Origin of the sequence: Rhodococcus sp. IEGM 1305 (assembly GCF_030058635.1) — a bacterium.
Classification (GTDB): Bacteria; Actinomycetota; Actinomycetes; order Mycobacteriales; family Mycobacteriaceae; genus Rhodococcus_F; species Rhodococcus_F opacus_D.
The window spans coordinates 175544-193692 of the sequence record NZ_JASHKX010000001.1; the positions used below are offsets into that span (position 1 = coordinate 175544).

General features: G+C 62.1%; 15 protein-coding genes and 2 pseudogenes. 11 read left to right on the plus strand and 6 right to left on the minus strand.

Going from position 1 to position 18149, the window contains the following annotated elements; all coding sequences use genetic code 11:
* Positions 1-47 precede the first annotated feature (47 nt).
* The 11 genes and pseudogenes from QM693_RS00860 (at position 48) to QM693_RS00910 (ending at position 14086) form a co-directional block, all read left to right on the plus strand.
* Positions 48-1217, plus strand: a complete 1170-nt coding sequence (locus QM693_RS00860; protein WP_283351052.1) for a thiolase family protein — start codon at positions 48-50, stop codon at positions 1215-1217.
* Between the two features lie 25 nt (positions 1218-1242).
* Complete coding sequence (locus QM693_RS00865) at positions 1243-2124, plus strand: enoyl-CoA hydratase-related protein (protein WP_283351053.1); 882 nt, start codon at positions 1243-1245, stop codon at positions 2122-2124.
* A gap of 409 nt (positions 2125-2533) precedes the next feature.
* Positions 2534-3313 carry a 3-oxoacyl-ACP reductase FabG gene (gene fabG / locus QM693_RS00870; RefSeq protein ID WP_141471500.1) on the plus strand — a complete coding sequence of 260 codons (780 nt, stop codon included), beginning with the start codon at positions 2534-2536 and terminating at the stop codon, positions 3311-3313.
* Between the two features lie 64 nt (positions 3314-3377).
* Positions 3378-3668: an SDR family oxidoreductase gene (locus QM693_RS37710; RefSeq protein ID WP_206016900.1), complete on the plus strand. Its 291-nt coding sequence runs from the start codon at positions 3378-3380 to the stop codon at positions 3666-3668.
* On the plus strand, positions 3668-5347 hold the full coding sequence (locus QM693_RS00880) for a class I adenylate-forming enzyme family protein (protein WP_206016901.1): 1680 nt from the start codon (positions 3668-3670) through the stop codon (positions 5345-5347). The genes QM693_RS37710 and QM693_RS00880 overlap by 1 nt, the downstream gene beginning before the upstream one ends.
* A gap of 19 nt (positions 5348-5366) precedes the next feature.
* A pseudogene (locus QM693_RS00885) lies at positions 5367-6886 on the plus strand (AMP-binding protein).
* 483 nt (positions 6887-7369) lie between these two features.
* A complete protein-coding gene (locus QM693_RS00890; protein WP_241031839.1) occupies positions 7370-8221 on the plus strand; it encodes an alpha/beta fold hydrolase in 852 nt (283 codons plus the stop codon).
* Positions 8222-9232: 1011 nt separating this feature from the next.
* The gene (locus QM693_RS00895; protein WP_105417946.1) at positions 9233-10432 is read left to right on the plus strand and encodes an acyl-CoA dehydrogenase family protein; all 1200 of its coding nucleotides are present in this window, start codon (positions 9233-9235) and stop codon (positions 10430-10432) included.
* Entirely contained in the window at positions 10429-11598 is a 1170-nt protein-coding gene (locus QM693_RS00900; RefSeq protein WP_164065122.1) for an acyl-CoA dehydrogenase family protein, read from the plus strand. The genes QM693_RS00895 and QM693_RS00900 overlap by 4 nt, the downstream gene beginning before the upstream one ends.
* Positions 11599-11628: 30 nt before the next feature.
* Positions 11629-11844, plus strand: a complete 216-nt coding sequence (locus QM693_RS00905) for a hypothetical protein (RefSeq protein WP_105417948.1) — start codon at positions 11629-11631, stop codon at positions 11842-11844.
* A gap of 712 nt (positions 11845-12556) precedes the next feature.
* Positions 12557-14086: a carotenoid oxygenase family protein gene (locus QM693_RS00910; protein WP_283351054.1), complete on the plus strand. Its 1530-nt coding sequence runs from the start codon at positions 12557-12559 to the stop codon at positions 14084-14086.
* 195 nt (positions 14087-14281) lie between these two features.
* Here the strand turns inward: QM693_RS00910 and QM693_RS37715 are convergent, their stop codons facing one another.
* From QM693_RS37715 to QM693_RS00935, 6 genes and pseudogenes are all read right to left on the minus strand, one after another.
* Positions 14282-14476, minus strand: coding sequence for a TetR-type transcription factor C-terminal domain-containing protein (locus QM693_RS37715; protein ID WP_206016905.1), 195 nt, complete (start codon positions 14474-14476; stop codon positions 14282-14284).
* A gap of 65 nt (positions 14477-14541) precedes the next feature.
* A complete protein-coding gene (locus tag QM693_RS00915; protein WP_283351055.1) occupies positions 14542-14976 on the minus strand; it encodes a DUF1254 domain-containing protein in 435 nt (144 codons plus the stop codon).
* Between the two features lie 419 nt (positions 14977-15395).
* Entirely contained in the window at positions 15396-15992 is a 597-nt protein-coding gene (locus QM693_RS00920; protein WP_105417951.1) for a TetR/AcrR family transcriptional regulator, read from the minus strand.
* Positions 15993-16048: 56 nt separating this feature from the next.
* Positions 16049-16924 (minus strand): annotated as a pseudogene (locus QM693_RS00925) (IS5 family transposase).
* A gap of 125 nt (positions 16925-17049) precedes the next feature.
* Complete coding sequence (locus QM693_RS00930; protein ID WP_133169337.1) at positions 17050-17814, minus strand: hypothetical protein; 765 nt, start codon at positions 17812-17814, stop codon at positions 17050-17052.
* Positions 17815-17858: 44 nt separating this feature from the next.
* Entirely contained in the window at positions 17859-18137 is a 279-nt protein-coding gene (locus QM693_RS00935; RefSeq protein ID WP_241962035.1) for a cytochrome C oxidase subunit IV family protein, read from the minus strand.
* Between the last annotated feature and the right edge of the window lie 12 nt (positions 18138-18149).

The following is an 18149-nucleotide window of genomic DNA, read 5'->3' on the forward strand; positions in this document are numbered from 1 at the left end:
AGAGGGTGCCGTCGCGACCGTAGTCAGAAGCCGAGAAAGGTAGTCCAATGAGAGACGCCGTCATTGTCGATGCAGTACGAAGCCCCGTAGGGAAGCGCAACGGCGCCTTGGCCAGCGTCCACCCGGTTGACCTGTCCGCCATGGTGCTCGAGGCACTCGCGGCCCGCAACGACCTCGATCCCACCCTGGTCGAGGACGTGATCTGGGGCTGCGTGTCGCAGGTAGGTGAACAGAGTGGAAACCTGGGCCGCTTCGCCGTGCTCGGAGCCGGCTGGCCGGAGGACATCCCCGCGGTGACCATCGACCGTCAGTGTGGTTCGTCGCAGCAGGCAGTCCACTTCGCCGCCGCGGGTGTCATGTCGGGTCAGTACGACATCGCGGTCGCCGGCGGTGTCGAGCTGATGAGTCGCGTGCCGATGGGTTCACCGCGGCGGGCAGGGTTCGGGGAACCGTACGGACCCAAAGCTCTTGCTCGCTACGACGGAATCGAGTTCAACCAGGGAGTGAGCGCGGAGACCATCGCCCGCCGCTGGGGTTTCAGCCGCACCGATCTCGACCAGCATGCACTCGAGTCGCACGCCAAGACCGCCGAGGCGATCGATGCAGGCCGTTTCAAGAACGAAATCGCTCCCATCGAGGTGACGGGTGAGGACGGAACGTCATCGGTCGTCGACACCGATGAGGGTGTGCGGCGCGGCGGCTCGCTCGAGTCGTTGGCCAAGCTCAAGCCGGCATTCTCCGAGGACGGAGTCATCACGGCCGCGAACTCCTCGCAGATCTCCGACGGCGCTTCCGCACTGCTCATCACGACCAGCGAACGTGCACGTCAGCTGGGATGGAAGCCGCTCGCACGACTGCACAGCTTCGCGCTGGCCGGTGTCGACCCAGTGCTCATGCTGACCGGTCCGATTCCGGCGACGGAGAAGGTCCTCGGTAAGGCCGGGCTGGGCATCGCCGACATCGGTGCATTCGAGGTCAACGAGGCGTTCGCGAGCGTATCGATGGCCTGGCTGGCCGAGACCGGTGCCGACCCGACCCGTCTGAACCCGAATGGTGGCGCCATCGCCCTGGGCCATCCGCTCGGCGCCTCTGGTGGCCGCTTGATGACCACGCTCGTCCACCACATGAAGGCGAACGGAATCCGATACGGGCTCCAAACGATGTGCGAGGGTGGCGGCATGGCCAACGCCACGATCCTCGAACTCCTCAACCACTGAACAAGCCGGAAAAGGACCACAGACCGTGCCCGACATCCTCTACGAGGTCTCCGACAACGTCGCATTCGTGACACTCAATCGCCCCGAGAACCTCAACGCAGTGACCACCGCCATGTGCGACGCACTCATCGACGCCTTCGACGCTGCCGACGCCGACGACTCGGTGCGCGCCGTCGTGGTGACAGGATCCGGGCGCGCGTTCTGCGCTGGGGCGGACCTCTCCTCCGGGGGGGACTCGTTCAACCGGACAAACGGCGAATCAGGTCCGCCCCGTGATACCGGTGGGCGAGTAACCCTGCGCATTTTCCGCTCCCTCAAGCCCGTCATCGCTGCGATCAACGGGCCGGCCGTGGGATTCGGTGCGTCACTGACTCTTCCAATGGACATCCGGGTCGCCGCGGACTCGGCGAAGATTGGGTTCCCGTTCACAGCTCGTGGCATCGTTCCTGACGGCGCGGCAAGCTGGTTCCTCCCGCGCGTCGTCGGACCGAACCGTGCCCTGGACTGGGCGATGACCGGGCGAGTGTTCCGGGCCAAGGAAGCTCTTGAAGCCGGGCTGGTGCGCAGCCTCCATCCCGCCGAAGAAGTCCTCGCCGTCGCCACCGAGATTGCGCAGGAAATCGCACGAAGCGCCGCCCCGGTATCCGTCGCGCTGACGCGCCAACTGCTGTGGCAGATGATGGGCGCCGACCACCCGATGGTCGCGCATGAGATCGAGTCCGCGGCGATCGCGTACACCGGATCGGGCCCGGACGCCGCAGAGGGAGTCAAGGCGTTCCTGGACAAGCGTACCCCGGTGTGGACCCTCAACCCGGGCTCCGACCTTCCGGAATGGTTCCCCTGGCGTCCCGAACCCGCCTACGAAGGCATTGAGCGTATACCTCCCAGCACGACTCGATACAGATAAGAACTCGAGTCATCGACCAAGACGGCTTCGTCCAGATAGTCACGGCAGTAATCGTATTCATACGCAAGCAGAGGACTTCGCCGCGACGAGGCCGACGCTATCGCCGAGTACATCCATTGCGGTGCCTCTGTTCGGGTGTGCCCTTCCCGAGGAGTACGGCGGGCATGGGTTGAAAATGCGAGAAGACGTACAGCTCGCAGTGGAATTCGGCCACTTAGTCCTCCGGTCTCTGTTCGGGACGAAACCACGGCATCGCGGACCGGAGGTGTAAAGGCCCTCGGGCAGATGCGGAACGCCCCCCGACCGAGCGGTTCCATCGCGATCCCCATATGTAACGCATCTACGAAGCAACCATGAAGTGCAGAAGCTGATCATCGGCCGAGCATGCTATGAGAAGAGGGTTTGACGAATGTCTGAAATTGCATTGGCTCCGGAATTGCTTGTCACAGAGCCGGGCTTGGTAGCAGGAAAGGTGGCCGTCGTCACCGGAGCCGCTCAGGGAATCGGTTACGAGATCGCCGCGGCGTTGTCCAAGCACGGCGCGAAGGTCATCATCGCCGATCTCGACCAGGCCAAGGCCGAGATCGCCGCGGAATCGCTTGGTGGCGGGGATGTGGTGGCTCTTGCATGCAATGTGACCGACGAAGACGCGGTTTCACGGGTAGCCGACAGCGCTGTGTCACAGTTCGGATCACTCGACATCTGGGTCAACAATGCCGGTATCACCCGCGACAACCGGATGGCGAAAATGTCGCTCAGCGACTTCGAACTGGTCGTCAACGTCCACATGACCGGCACCTGGCTCGGTGTGAAGACCGCCGGCGCGATCATGCGCGAGCAGGGGCGCGGCTCGATCATCAATATGTCTTCCCTGTCGGGTAAGGGCGGTAACTTCGGCCAGACCAACTACAGCGCGGCAAAGGCCGGCATCGTGGGCATGACGAAAGCATCCGCGAAGGAACTCGCGAGCAGGGCTGTTCGTGTCAATGCGATCGCGCCCGGACTCATCCGCACACCCATGACCGCAGCGATGTCTGCCGAAGCGTTCGCGAACCTGGAATCGACGATTCCGATGAAGCGCGCGGGGGAACCGCATGAGGTCGCGGGTACGGCACTGTTCCTGGCCTCGGATCTGTCGAGCTTCATGACGGGTGCAGTCCTCGAGGTCGGCGGCGGACGGCTGATGTAGGAAGGTCGGAGCTCCAAATCTGTCATCAGGCGGTCGAACCTCGGACACCAGGCGCCTCGATCACATGCTTGTCAAGCGCTTCGGAACAGGCGACGACATCGCCGCAGGAGCGGTGTACCTCGCGTCGGACGAGTCGTCGTACGTCACCGGTCAAAATCTCGTCATCGACGGCGGATGGCAGACATCGGGGAGTGGGATGGCCGCGAACCGACGTCCGGAACGACATTACGAATCCGCCAGCGTAATTCGTCAGCAGCTGAAAATCGCGATAACCGGCACCTGGTCGGACGAGTCTCACACCATCCGCTCACGACCGACCGGGCAGCGGGTGCCTTTGGGAGAATGGAAGACATAATGTCCGCAGGGATCGGCACGCCGCTTCGGCAGGCACACTGGACTCGAGACGAGAGCATCGATTTGCTCGACCACACCTCGGCCACCCTGCTGACAGCACAGGCAGGCCAGTTCGGGGACCGTCTGGCTCTGATCGGTAACGATCATCGCGGAGAGAATCAGCGCCTGACATATCACCAGATCCTCGAAAAGGCGCGGGCGATCGCCGCTGCTCTCCTCGAACACACCCGTCCTGGGGAACATGTCGCGCTGCTCGTGGCCAATGTCGTCGAATGGCCGCTCATCGAGTACGCGGCCGCGATGACCGGCCGGGTCCTGGTTGCCCTCAACCCGCAAGCGGGAATCGACGAGCTGCGATACACACTTGCAAACTCCGAAGCGACGATGCTTCTCTTCACGACGTCCTACCGTGACCGTGACTTAGGCGCCGTCATCGAGGCGATATTGCCCGATTGCCCACTTGTGCGAGCAGCTCACTCCCTGGATACCGTCGCCCGTTGGGCAACGGAATCGCTCGATCCCGCGTTCGAGTGGCCGTCCGTTGATCCCCACACTGCCGCCATGCTGCAATACACCTCGGGCACCACGGGGAAGCAAAAGGGCGTTCTCCTCGCACACCGGTCCATGGTCAACGTTGCACGCATCACGCTGCTGACCGCTGGCGTCGAACCCGGCTCGGTCATCCTCTCGCCTTTTCCGCAGTTTCACACCGCCGGATGCGTAACCTCGACCCTCGGAGCGCTCGCGGTCGGCGGCACCCTCGTCATCGTGGACCGCTGGAATCCGACGGAGGTACTGGCGACCGTCGAACGTGAGAGGGTCTCGACGATTCTCTTGGTACCCGCGATGTTGCATGGTCTCCTGCAGACGGCGGAGGCGGGTCATAGTGCACCCCAAACCATTCCCACCATCCTGGTCGGCGCCGCAAGCGTACCCTCCTCGATGATCGAGAAGGCTAGGGAATTGTTCGGTGGCACGGTGCTCAACGTCTATGGTCAAACGGAGCTATCGGCCCCATTGACCGCGACGCGACGCGACGACAGCGCGAGGGGCATCACCACAACAGTCGGCCGCCCGCTTCCGCAGGTCGAATGCCGCATCGCCGATCCGGTCACGGGGCATACGCAAGAGGTCGACGTCCCCGGAGAAATATGCGCGCGTGGTTACCAGCAGATGCTGGGGTACTTTCGAGACCCTGAGGCCACTGCCCGCACCGTAGACCTCGACGGATGGCTCCACACCGGCGACCTCGGATCGATGGATGAGCGTGGGATGATCACGCTCACCGGCCGGCTCAAAGAGTTGATCATCCGGGGAGGGGAGAACATCTCTCCGAACGAAGTGTCCGACTGCTTGAGCGGTCACCCCGCTGTCGCTCAGGTGGTCGTTGTCGGAATACCTGATCAGCGGCTCGGTGAGATCGTCGCAGGAGTGGTGGTGTGCAACGCGGCCACCGACCATCACGCACTTCGAGAGGATCTGGAACGGCACTGTGCGACGCATCTGGCGGAGTACAAGGTGCCACAGCGGTGGTACTTCACCGACACGCTGCCCACCACTGCTTCGGGCAAGGTTCGCGCCCTCGAAGTTCGCCAGATGATCTCCGACGGAACCCTGCGTTGCGAGACGGCCGCAGAAGCCTCTCTGGCTGATCGTCACCCACCGTCCCACCGTCGATAACGACTCGAGAGGTAGCGACATGTTTCCCGGTGTGCATGCTGTGACATCGCCTGACCGGCCAGCTGTAGTCATGAGCGAGTCGGGACGCACTCTGACCTATCGAGAACTCAACGAGAACTCGGCGAGGTTCGCGCGGGTTCTCCACGACCTGGGGCTTCGTAAGGGCGACGCGTTCGCTTTTGTGTCGGACAACGCGCCGGAGTGCTTCGAATTATATTGGGCTGCCCTGCGCTCCGGTCTGTACGTGACACCGGTCGATCGCAATCTCTCACCCGTCGACGCTGCCTTCATCATTCACGACAGTGATTCGAAGGTTCTCGTCGTTTCGGCGGGTGTCCGGGCACTTGCCGAAGCGTTGGTTCCGCTCACCCTGCAGATCGCGGACCGCTTCTGTTTCGGCGGTCAGATCGAGGGGTATCGGTCCTACGAGGACATGCGTGCGAACGTAGGTGTGCCGCTTGTCCAGTGTCCCCGCGGCTCCGACCTGCTCTACTCCTCTGGAACTACGGGCCGCCCAATGGGGATGAAATCGCCGCTGCTGCAGATCGAGGTCGATCAGCCGGGTGATCCCACCACGAGCGCCATCGGCTCTGCATATGAATTGACCTTTTCAGATGTGTATCTCTCGCCGGCCCCGATCTATCACGCTGCACCTCTTCGTTGGTGCGGTGCTGTTCACGCGTATGGGGGCACCGTGGTAGTGATGGAGAAATTCGACGCGGAGGAGGCTTTGCGGGTCATCGAGCAGCATTTCGTTACCGTCGCCCAGATGGTGCCGACTATGTTCGTGCGTATGCTGCAGCTGCCCGAAGCCGTTCGCGCGAAATACGACCTATCCAGTCTGCGCAGTGTCGTGCACGCTGCAGCACCATGTCCTCCCTCCGTCAAGAAGTCCATGATCGACTGGGTAGGAATGATTTTGAACGAGTACTACTCGCCCACCGAGGGAAACGGATTTACCACCATCTCGTCGGACGAATGGCTCACGAAACCCTGTTCGGTAGGTCGCAGTGTGCTCGGAACACTGCATATCTGTGACGACGAGGGGACAGAGCTACCCGCCGGCGAGGTTGGCACCGTCTATTTCGAACGTGAAGACCAGCCGTTCGAGTATCACAAGGACCCGGAGAAAACTGCTGCTGCTCGACATCCCGACCATCCCACCTGGACCGCAGTGGGTGACCACGGATTTCTTGATGCGGATGGCTATTTGTTCCTGGCCGATCGCACAGCAACATGACCACCTTCAGCAGAGTCGACCGCTGCCCGGAGGAGGTCGAAGACGTCTTGATGATGCACCCGGCAATCTACGACGTTGTTGTGATCAGCGTCGACGATCTGAAGCGGGGACAGCAGTTCAAAGCAGTCGTGAGGGTCAAGCCGGAAGTCCGCGAATGTTCCGACCTAGCTGCCGATATCATCGACTACGCCCGCGACCGAGTTGCGCACGAGAAGGCACCTCAGAGGGTTGACTTCGTCAACGACATACCACGCACTGCGGCCGGAGAGTTTGATAGGCGTGAACTCGAGCTGAGTTAGACCGAACAGTCCGTTCGGGTAACGCTTGTACTTCGCTAGCCCGCCCCGGACAGCGACGTCCGCCGCAGGATTCGACTGCTCGACGTGCGGGAAGTGATTGATGGGACGGTAGAGCCCAAGAAGGCAATGTGTTCTGCTCATAGGCGCGGATCCGGCGCCCGGTACGCCAAAGCATGACTTAATCTATATTAAGACAGGTCGATGAACGGGTTCGTCAAGTCAGTCGACAATCCGGCGGGGGCTACGACGGCCCGCGAACGAGCAGAAGTGACGGGCGCTGGGAGCACGATTGACAGAAGGCCGGTTCCGCCAAGAATATCGCCGCTGTATGTACCCACATCCCGAGATCTGCTGGCGAAGAATGCCGCACGGCCTCACCGCCCGCAGACATGGTGGCGGCCACGGAATGGCACCTGTCATCGAATGCGCCTAGATCAGACAACACGCGCGAGGAGGCTTCTCCTTGCCGACGAGAGGAACGGCGTGTCGCACGAGATCGTCAAGTTCGAGGTGAATGACGGCATTGCGTTAGTCGGCGACTTGTGGCTTCCTGACCATGTGGTGCCACCTCGCGGCTCGATAGTCATGCTTCACGGCGGCGGACAGACTCGCCATTCCTGGAGGGTCAGCAGCGCGCTGTTCGCTCGGGCGGGCTGGAAAGTCCTCGCATACGACGCTCGTGGTCACGGCGACAGTGACTGGGATCCGACCGGAGACTACCGGTTCGATGCGATGGTGAGCGACCTCAGTCGCGCATGTGCGCTCGTAGGCGGAGACCCGGTCGTGGTGGGCGCATCAATGGGCGGCATCGTGGCCATGCTGACAGCAGGTGAGGCTCCGGGATTCGCGCGGGCACTCGTTCTCGTCGATATCACGCCGCGAGTGGAAGAGTCAGGCGCGGCGCGCATTCGTGACTTCATGGAGGCCTCGCCTGATGGCTTCGCCGACCTGCAAGAAGTCTCCGACGCGATCCATGGCTACAACCCGCATCGTCCTCGACCCGCATCACTGGATGGGCTCAGGAAGAATGTCCGTCTGCATGCGAACGACCGTTGGTACTGGCACTGGGATCCTCAGTTTCTCACCCAGTCCGACGAAGGAATGAGCGTTGCTCACGTCGAGCGCCTTGCACAGGCGGCGGGAGCAATCACCGTCCCGACCCTGCTGGTCCGCGGGAAGCACTCAGACGTCGTCAGCGAAGCAGGCGTGCAGGAGATGAAGGCGCTCATCCCTCAGGCCCAGGTCGAGTCGGCAGACGCCGGCCACATGATCGCGGGTGACGACAACGATGTCTTCGCCACCCATGTGGTCGAATTCCTCGATAACCTCGGCTGAGGCTCGTCTGGCGGGGGGATCCACACCACGTCGGCTCGGGTCTCGTCGTGAGTGTCACCTCGGCCCGCATCCCGGATCCGCTTCTTCGTCATCGGTCCAAGCCTTCGTTGGTCGCCTTTGGCGAGTAGCCGCGCGCCCAACCCCGCCTCCCGAGTCCCTATCGAGTGCTAGCGGGTCTGGCCATGCGGCAGACTCGTGACCGGTAGCGGCGGGTAGGTGAGTGCTCTTCCTGCTGGACTTGGAGTCCTGGAAAATGATCGTGCCCTGCCGGTCCGCCGGGCAGAACGGAATCGCTGATGGAATGTCAGTGTCACTGAAGCACTGCCACATAGATTGCTGACAGTTCTTCCGCACGCTGACGGCAGGGAGTGGCGAACATGACGCAGCGAGACGCGCCGCTGATGTTGCTGTTTGTAGGAGACGTTTGAACTCAGGATCATCATGATCTCGAGCTGATGGGCCCGGCCGGACGGAGGCTGAGCAAGGCCGGCTTCCGGAAGGAGTGGACGGGATCGCGCGGTTGCATGCGCTGATCGGGAAACAGCTCGCCGAAGTGGTGATCGGGATCTGGACCGCTGGCCGCGGCGGACGGGACGTGCCCACCACTTCGGTATTTTCGATTTCACGCGAGCGTCGGCAACGCCGAGACGGGCGACCGATACAGCAGCGGTCGGTGGGACTTGCCGAACTTTGAGTCGGCACGTCGACCTGCACGCAGCGACCCGTGGTGGTCAATCCGCATCCGGGGCACCCCGCAGAAGGTCGACGCGAGGGCGTCTGCCGCGTCGCAACTACGATCGCGAAAGACTCAGGAATGGCGTCACCATCGCGCGGGAGTCTTCACGGCTTCTTCTCGAACACTATGCGACGCACCGTCATTCTTCGACACGTTTCGGAATCGATGAGGGGTTCGAGGCCGTGACGCGCCTCCGTTCTTCATGTAGTATACAGTTTTGAATCAAGTTTCAAAAGCATGCGCTCGTGTCGAGCGTATGAGGACGGGAGAATGCTGTGGATTTCACCCTCAGTGCGCAACAGCTGGAACTGCAGGAGCGTGCGAAGGCCGCTGGAGCCGCCCTTCGTGGCAGGTCGGCGGAATGGGATCGGTCGAACAAGGTGCCGTACTCCGAGGTCGTGGAGCATGTCAGGGCGCACGGGCTCCTTGGCCTGACGATGCCTACCGAGTACGGCGGCCAGGGACTGACCGCGATGGACTATCTGATCACCGTCGAGGCGATGTTCAGGAACTCGCAGTTCTGGGCGATCGGCGAGCCGCTGTTCGCCACAGCCGGACCGGGACCGTGCATGGTGATGATGGCCGAGTCGCAGACGACCCGGGACAAGTTTCTTCCGGACCTCGTCACCGGAGCAAGGCAGTGCGCCATTGCGCTCACCGAGCCGGATTTTGGGTCGGACTTGACCTCCCTCGTCACCACTGCAGAGCGAAGAGGCGACGATTGGGTCCTCAACGGCAAGAAAAACTTTGTGACCGGAGCAACGGTAAACCAGCTCTATGCCGTGTTCGTTCGGTTCGATGACATTCCGGGGCACCGAGGAATCGGCGCGGTCATCGTCGAAGAAGGCATGCCTGGTGTGACGATCGAGGCTGGCCCCGAATTCCTTGGGTGCCGAGGTATCCCTCACGGGGACCTGACGCTGGAGAACGTCGTGATTCCTGTCGAGAACATCATTCGGGGGCCGGGCAGCTTCGGTGACCTGATGACTGCCTTCAACATGGAGCGATTGCACAACTGTGCGTTCAACCTCGGCATGGCTGGCGCCGCATACGACGAAGCGGAGAGGTTCGTCCGCGAACGAGTCGCCTTTGGACGGCCATTGGCCGAGTTCCAGGCCGTCTACCACGCCCTGGTCGACATGTGGACGGACCTCGAGGCGCTGCGGCTGATGGCGCGAAATGCCGCGGCCTCGGCAATCGACGGTAACTACCCGCGGGCGTTGGAGACAACGGCCGCCAAGCTCTACGGCGCGCGAGTGGCCTCGCAGATCACGCTGAAGGCGCTGGAGCTCCATGGCGGCTACGGGGCGACCACGAATTACGCCATCGAGCGCATCCATCGAGACGTCGTGGCAACAATTGTGGCCGGCGGCAGCCCGCCAGTGTTGAGGAACGCGATCGCCGCGTTGATCCTTCCTGGCGTCAGCGTGTCACAGCGTTCTGCGGGCGCCCCCCAGATGGCTCCGGTCTCATGAGCAGCGCGATCTACGAGGACGTGCACGAGCAGTACCGCGACACGGTAAGGACTTTCATCAAACGGGAGGTCACGCCTCACTACGCCCGTTGGGAGGAGGAGGGTGGAATCGACCTGTCAGCCTTCACCGCCGCGATCAACGCTGGAATCTACGGACTGGGGATCCCGGAGAAGTTCGGGGGACCGGGCGAGACCGATGTGCGCTTCCGGATGGTGGTCAGCGAGGAGATGGCGCTGGCGAGAGCGACCACCTTCTCGATCGGCCTGGCGAACCAGGACGACATGGTTCTGGTCTACCTGCTGGACCTCGGTACGGACGAGCAGCTCGATCGCTGGATGCCTGGTCTTGCGGCGGGCGAGATTGTCGGAGCCGTCGCTATGACCGAACCGGAAGCGGGCAGCGATTTGCGGGGGATGTCAACGATGGCGCGCCGAGACGGTGACGAGTGGGTCTTATCAGGTCGCAAAACCTTTATTACGAACGGCACGATTGCCGGGATCGTCATCGTTGCTGCGCGCACGGTGAAAGACGATGGGTCTCTGGGCTTCAGTTTGTTCGTGGTCGAGGACGGCATGCCTGGATTCGAGCGGGGTCGCCCCTTGCAGAAGGTGGGTCTGCACTCGCAGGACACCGGCGAGCTCTTTTTCAACGATGTGCGTCTACCACTGGAGAACCTGCTCGGCACGTACGGGACCGGGTTGTCACAGCTCAAGAGGCACCTCCCACGCGAGAGGCTGAGCACGACACTTGGCGCGGTTGCGGATGCTCGCGCCATCTTCGACCTGACCGCTGCGTACTGTTTCGAGCGAAAGGCATTCGGTCAGCCGATCGGTGAGTTCCAGAACACACGGTTCGCGCTGGCCGAAATGGCGACCGAACTGGACATCGCGGAAACCTATGTCGACAGCCTCGCCGTCCGCCAGAACGCTGGGACCCTGACGGCCACGGATGCGGCGAAGGGTAAGTGGTGGACCACTGAGCTCCAGAAACGGATCGTTGACCGATGCGTCCAGCTGCATGGCGGCTACGGGTACATGATCGAGTATCCCGTTGCCCGTGCCTTCATCGACTCGCGCGTGCAGACGATTTACGGCGGTACGACCGAGATCATGAAAGAGATCATCGGGCGTGACATCGCCTCGTCATTCAGCGTGCACAATCCCTAGGTGCCACCGTCCTGACAACGGAGGTGCTCTATGACGACGTTGACATCCGGCTCACTGCTGGTTGACCAGACGGACGGCAGCTGTCGTATCACCTTCAACCGCCAGGATATCCTCAACGCGCAGAATCCCGACATGCTCGAGTCGCTGGGCGCGGACGAGCGAGTCGCGGCGGGTTCTCGGGGAGCGGATGGCACGACTCGCGGTGGGCGGATCAGCGGTCAAGGGGCGTTAGTCGTTCGCTCCTGATTCGACGCCGGCCGCCAACCTTGCCCGTCTCTGTAAGCATGAGCCGTTCCGCGAGGACTTCGCGGATAGGCGGGCTGCGATTTGAGGCACCACCCCGACGGGTGCTGTCCCGGCAGGTCTTCGGAGTGCAATACGTGCATTCGAGCGGTACCCGATGCTTGGTCTGACTATCCTCCGTCTGGCATGAGGTTATGTGAGAAGTGAAAGCAGCCAGCTCGGGTCCGATGCCTCGCCGTTCAAGAGGAAAGGCTCCTCCTACTCCTCGTTGATCCGATTGCACGGGGGCCGGAGGCTCGAATTTAATGGCAAAGCCGATGACGGACCTCAAAGCCTCTTCTCCAGCGGCCCATCGCTGAGAGGAATCCGCCGGCATGGCGCTCCTGCAGCCACCTGACGATCAGATATGGCGGTCTGTGCCGACCGTAGCCCGCCGACTCCGGTGTCTTGGACCGTCTTGGCAGCATCCAGAGGCTGAAGTACTCGCCCCTCACCGCCGACAGAGCCGTTCGGCGAGGCGCGATCGATGATGGCGCTGAATTGCTCGCTAACGACTAGCTCGCGGTGGCCACCCTAAAAGCGCGAAATGCCCTGAGCGGCCGTTATGTCGGAGGTCATGCTGCGCTCATTCTGAACTCGTCGTGTTGACACGTGATCCTAGCCAAGAGCATAATTAAATCAAGATTCAAAAAAGTAGATTCAAGACTGAGGAGCGATGAGCATGCAGCAAAGGGGAGTGTTCTGGCCCATGGCCTTCGAGGCCACGGTTCCGGAATGTCGAGTCATTGAGGGTCAGATCCCCAAGGACATCTACGGTGGGCTGTACCATAACGGCCCGACCGTTCGACGCCCTGCGCGTCAGGGGGTCGAGAGTGTCTTTACCACTGATGGCATGGTTCAGGGCTTGGTTCTCGAGAACGGAAAGGCGTCCTTCCGCAACCGGTGGGTAAGGACGCCCAAGTTCCTGGCCGAGGAGAAGGCCGGAGAAGCCCTCTTCGAGTGGGAGGACTGCGCGATCAGCCAAGACTGGCGTGCGATGGGTCTCGGTGACATCATCCGCAATGAGCAGACGCGTCTGCTTTCTCACAACACGGCGCTGGTGAATGCTTTCCCCTTCGCTGGCGACATCTTCGCGATTGGTGAGCAGGCCGGGGCTCCGCTTCGCATCGATCCAATAACGCTCGAGACCAAGGGTTTTCCCTCCTGGGGCAAGGACCTCTCACGGGGTATCCGTGAGCCCATCGACGAGAATGACGGCAATATGGCGCCGCACCCGAAGTGGGATGCGGACACGGGGATGCTGTATGCGTGGGGTTACAGCGACGTGCGCCCGTTCGTCACCCTTCACTGGATCAAGCCCAACGGCGATGTCCAGTCGCGTCCTATCCTCGATGCCCCGTACAACACCGTCGCCCACGACGCGTGGTTGTCCGAGAACTACTTCATTCTGCCGTTCCAACCGTTCACGCTCTCGAGCGAAAAGGCGAATAAGGGCCTTGGTGGGTACGGATGGGAAGTCGCCAAGCCGATTATGCTGGCGCTGATCAACCGCTTCGACATCAACTCGGAGATCATCTGGATCACTGCCGACTTGCCGCCGCAGTACATGATGCACATGCTGTCGGCTAACGAGATCGGTGACACGATCCAGCTCGACGCACCGTTGTTCGGGCGTCCGCCGTTCCAAACCGACGAGATGTCAGCACCAGGTGACCCTTTCATTCCGTTCTTCCAGGTTGCGCCGAGTGTGCTTGGCAGATGGACGATCAACCTCAAGACACGAACAGTCACGAGTGAGGTGCTCGACGATGTCATGTGCGAGCTCCCGAAGATCGATGAACGGCACTTCGGCCGACCCTACGACTGGGGTGTTCTCGTGGGAGGCTCGCCCAGCGATAGCAGGCCAGGCGCGATGCGGATGGACACGCTAATTCGACGCAACATGCGCAGTGGGTCGGACAAGCGAGTGAAGTTGACCGCAAATCGCCACGAGTCCCCGTTCGAGCCGGCGTTTGTCCCTCGGACTGTAGACGCCCCCGAAGGCGATGGTTACCTCATCGTTCCTGTGTCCAAGTTCAAGGAGCACCTCGGCGAGTTCCAGATCTTCGATACGGATGACATCAGCACTGGGCCGATCTGTCGCATCGAGCTCCCGTTCCACATGGGATGGACTCCTCACGGGCACTGGATGGACTTTCGCAGTGTTCCGTCACCGCACATGCTCTCCGTCGAGCTGGAGAGCTGAACTCCCAGCTTCGCTGGCGACGAGGCGGACGGCCACATCGAAGACCTGCGAGCCGACGCCCGAGGGAGCGGAGGGCGCGGCCACCCCGCGCCCTGCTAACGGAACACGTGGTGGTCGGTGGAGGCGGGTAGCTGGAAACCGGGGATCTCGTGGGCCGTCATCGGCCCGTGAGATCCCCGGCTTGTCATCGGGGGCTCAGTCGACCTCGTTATCGACCTCTTTGAGGAATCCTCCGTTGAGCATGCGCTTGGCGTTCTGGACCAAGGTGTCGACAGACTCTCCGCGTGGCTGCCACCATTCGGTGGACCAATTGAGCGAACCGAGGATGAGCATGCGTGCGAGCCGCTCGTCGACGCCTGGCCGAAGTTGCCCGGGAGTCGTGGACCGCATCGCTTCGGAGATGGAGACGCCCTCGTAGAAGTAAGAGGCACGCTCATCAAGCTGCTCGTAATCTCCTACCCGGTGTCCTTCCAATGCGTTCCGGGCCAGTAGGGCTCTTCGAACCGCTTGGTGTAGGTATTCGCCTTGGCCATCAACTCGCCCATCTGGGCAGCGTCATCGAGGATCTTCTGCTGGCGTGGTGTGGGCTCGAATGGCTTGCCCTTCTCGATGCCGAGGGGCTTGAGCGTCGCCATGAAGAAGCGGTCACCCGCGTGGACCGGCTCATTGGCGAGCTTTTCCACCAGACTCTCCCAATAGGCCATGCCGCGCGGCGGGGTCTGGCTCCACTTGGCGCTGCCGGCTGGGACCGCCTGCTCACTGGGCGGACTCTCGCGCTCGCTCCAGTCATAGGTGCGCATCTGTGGAATCAGTTCGCGTATCGCACGCTCCCGGTCGCGATCCAACAGGCGCACGCCGAAGAGCACGGTATTGGTCGTGGACCGGGCCACAGCCCTTCAACCTTTCGCCCTCTCTGCGGCGTGTGCATCCCCCCAACAGGTGAGACCTCTCTCGTAGTCGTCGAGGGTGCGTTGCTTCAGCCGCCCCTGCGCTACCTTCACCCGCAAGCTGTCCAGCCACGTTCGGGCGTAGTAACCGAACGGCAGATCACCGGCCTTCCGCTGCTCGGCCAGTGCGTTAGTGCCGCCGGTGTGCCTTGCGGCGTTCAGTTCGTCGGCTCGGGCCTGCGCTTCGTCACGAGTCGCGAACGACTTCTGCCGATTGCGGGTCTTCTTCCGGCCGTCAGAGCTCGACGGGTCTACCGGGACGGGCAGCCCGTAGGCGTCGCGCGCTCCTTCCTTACAGATTCTAATCAGTCGCTCCGTCGACGCGGCGCGCGCTCATCGGCTTCGCTCCAACGGGATACGGCCTAGGCCACGATGCCCCCGAGTATGTACCGGCGTACATACTCGCGCAGTTCAGCCTTGTCGTCGGTCAGTACGGCCGGATGGGTGACCAGCCAGAACATTTGATAGGTGATCCAGCGCACCGTGGCCGCGAGGTCGAGGTCCGAACGAACAACACCCTGTTCGGCATACCGGTGCAGGATCGGCTTCCAGGAGGCCTCCCGGACCGCCATGATGCTCGCCGACTGAAACAGGAGTTCGGCCGCACGTGGCGCGGTGCGGGGATCGAGCAGTTCGTGGAACAGTGGATATTTCGCGGCCACCTCGAGTTCGGTCAGGAAGATCTCGACGAGATTCTCGACCGAGGGGTGACGCCCGACGACATCGAGGAGCTCCGGCGCCTGGCGGACCTGCATATCCTCTATCAACATCGCGATGAGCAGTTCGTCGCGGCTCGAGAAATGCTTGTAGATGGTCTGGCGTGCGATGCCCGCGGCGCGGGCAACCTCGTCCATCGTGAATTTCGTCAATGTGAAGCGTAACAGCACATCTGGCGCGGCCGCCAGAATCCGCGCCCGCATGGGCAGCTTCCGCACCGCGGCATCGTCGTCGATGGTCACAGTGCTCGATACTACCCGTGCGGGGCGGGTGGTCCGGGGCGACCAGAGCGTGTCTGCTATTTGCGGACACGGTGATGGATAACGAGTGCGGCCAGGAGTACGCCACCGAGGTAGGTGGTGGCGTACTTGTCGTAGCGAGTGGCGATCGCACGCCATTGTTTGAGACGCCCGAAGCCACGCTCGACGACGTTGCGTTCGCGATTGCGGTCTTTGTCGAATACGGGTGGCCGACCCCCGGCGGATCCCTTGGCCTTGCGTCGACTGATCTGGTCGCTGCGTTCGGGGATGGTGTGCGAGATCCTGCGTTCCCGCAGGTGCTTACGGGTACTCGGATGCTAGTACGCCTTGTCCGCCAACAGTCGGAACGCTTCGGGGTCATGGGCGCGGTGAGCCCCGAGCAAGGGTGCCAGGTAGGGGTTGTCGCCTGCCTGGCCCAGCGAAAGCAACAGCGTCAGCGGGCACCAGAAGGTGTCGGCGAGGGCATGGATCTTGGTGCTCACGCCGCCTCGGGAGCGACCGAGCGCGTGGTCGGCGGGTTCGTGGGCCCGATTCCTGTCATTCGACCGAGCCCCCTGTGTGCGCATCGGTCCGTGCGCCGGCGGAGTGCTGGTGGGCGCGGACAATGGTCGAGTCGATCGAGAGCAGGCGTTCGAGCTGCGCGTCGTAGTCCGGCGCCGCCGCGCGCACGGCGGCGAACATACGCACGTAGGTGCCGTCGGCCGACCAGCGACGGTGGCGTCCCAAATCGACTGCCATGCACCGAAGTATTCAGGCACGTCCCGCCACGGTGACCCGGTCCGGAATCGCCAGGTGATCCCGTCCAGGGTCAATCGATGGTCGTTCCACGGACGTCCCTTGCGGCCGGATGGTGCAGGAAGAACGGGCTCGACCACAGCCCACAGGTCATCGGAGATCTCATCGGTTCGCAACACTCACGCAGCACCCCGCACCGGTCCTCGAACGTTTAGTAGACACGCTCTAGGTAGCTAAAACCCGGCTACGCCGCTTCTAGCTACCTAGTCGCTGTCATGTCCCGACAACATGTTATGCCACAATCTCATACCACAAGGGTGGATCCGGGCGACGACTGCGGGGCGTCCTCCGATTCCGGTCGGTTGATGGCCCGCAGTATGAAGATCATATTCGTTATGAACTGAAGGCCGAAGGAAATGGCCGGAACCCAGAAGCCGAAGATCCCACTCCAAGCGAACGGTCCTGACCGGAAGAACGGCACAATCACAACCGGGATGAACATTATCGGTACCCAGATATTCACGTACCCCAGCCAACGAGGGAACAGGGGCTGTTGCCGCTTGTCGCTGAAGATGGCGTAAGCGAACGCGAAGTTCTGCACCATGAACGGGGGGAACGGCATGATTATCAAGATCCAGCTCATGTCGTTGAGCATCATGGTCAACTCGGGCGAACGTTCCGGCCGGAACGCCGTGACGACGAACAGCAGTCCGGGCACCAGAAAGGTCAGGCACCCGAGCGTGCCACCGGCCAGCTGCGTGTACACGACGGTGGGATGCATGCCGGGGATCCGACGCATCTGCCCGGAAAAGACGGCCGTGAATGCCACATAGAACATCGAGGCCACCGCGACCAGAGCGGCGCCCGCACGGATAGCGTTCGCGTTCTCCCGGTAATGGGCGGCCACTTCGGCCTGCGACCACGACGTCGGCATCGGCGGCAGAAATCCCGCGATGACAAGGCCGGTGAACATAAACAGGATGCAGGCCACGCCACTCCAGGCGCATACCTTCTGGATAGCAGTGTGGTTCGTCGCTACTATCACATCGGCGTCATTGGGTTTGAACATCATTTCTCCTAACTCGACGAAAAGACTTGGTACACAGCGGGGGATCAAGCCCACAGATACATGCCGACGACCGCCGCGCAGACAATTAGGCAGTAGCCGTCGAACAGACCGCGCAACGGCAGCGGGGCATCCCGCAGTTCCATGAAATACATGCCGATGAATCGGACCTTGATAAAGGCGACGAGCAGAATCACGACGCCGATCAGTTCTCGGTAGGCGTCGGCACCGTGCGCGCTCTCGAAACCCAGCCACCACGACAGCACGGTCGCGGACACCAGTACCAACCACACGGCCGTTGCCTTGGTTCGTGCCAGCGCAGTCAATGTCGGAATCAT

Excerpts from the sequence above, each read along its gene's own strand:
- QM693_RS00860 (WP_283351052.1), top strand. The coding sequence starts at position 48 with ATGAGAGACGCCGTCATTGTCGATGCAGTACGAAGCCCCGTAGGGAAG.
- fabG (WP_141471500.1), top strand. The coding sequence starts at position 2,534 with ATGTCTGAAATTGCATTGGCTCCGGAATTGCTTGTCACAGAGCCGGGC.
- QM693_RS37710 (WP_206016900.1), top strand. The coding sequence starts at position 3,378 with ATGCTTGTCAAGCGCTTCGGAACAGGCGACGACATCGCCGCAGGAGCG.
- QM693_RS00880 (WP_206016901.1), top strand. The coding sequence starts at position 3,668 with ATGTCCGCAGGGATCGGCACGCCGCTTCGGCAGGCACACTGGACTCGA.
- QM693_RS00900 (WP_164065122.1), top strand. The coding sequence starts at position 10,429 with ATGAGCAGCGCGATCTACGAGGACGTGCACGAGCAGTACCGCGACACG.
- QM693_RS00905 (WP_105417948.1), top strand. The coding sequence starts at position 11,629 with ATGACGACGTTGACATCCGGCTCACTGCTGGTTGACCAGACGGACGGC.
- QM693_RS00910 (WP_283351054.1), top strand. The coding sequence starts at position 12,557 with ATGAGCATGCAGCAAAGGGGAGTGTTCTGGCCCATGGCCTTCGAGGCC.
- QM693_RS37715 (WP_206016905.1), bottom strand. The coding sequence starts at position 14,476 with ATGCGGTCCACGACTCCCGGGCAACTTCGGCCAGGCGTCGACGAGCGG.
- QM693_RS00930 (WP_133169337.1), bottom strand. The coding sequence starts at position 17,814 with ATGTTCAAACCCAATGACGCCGATGTGATAGTAGCGACGAACCACACT.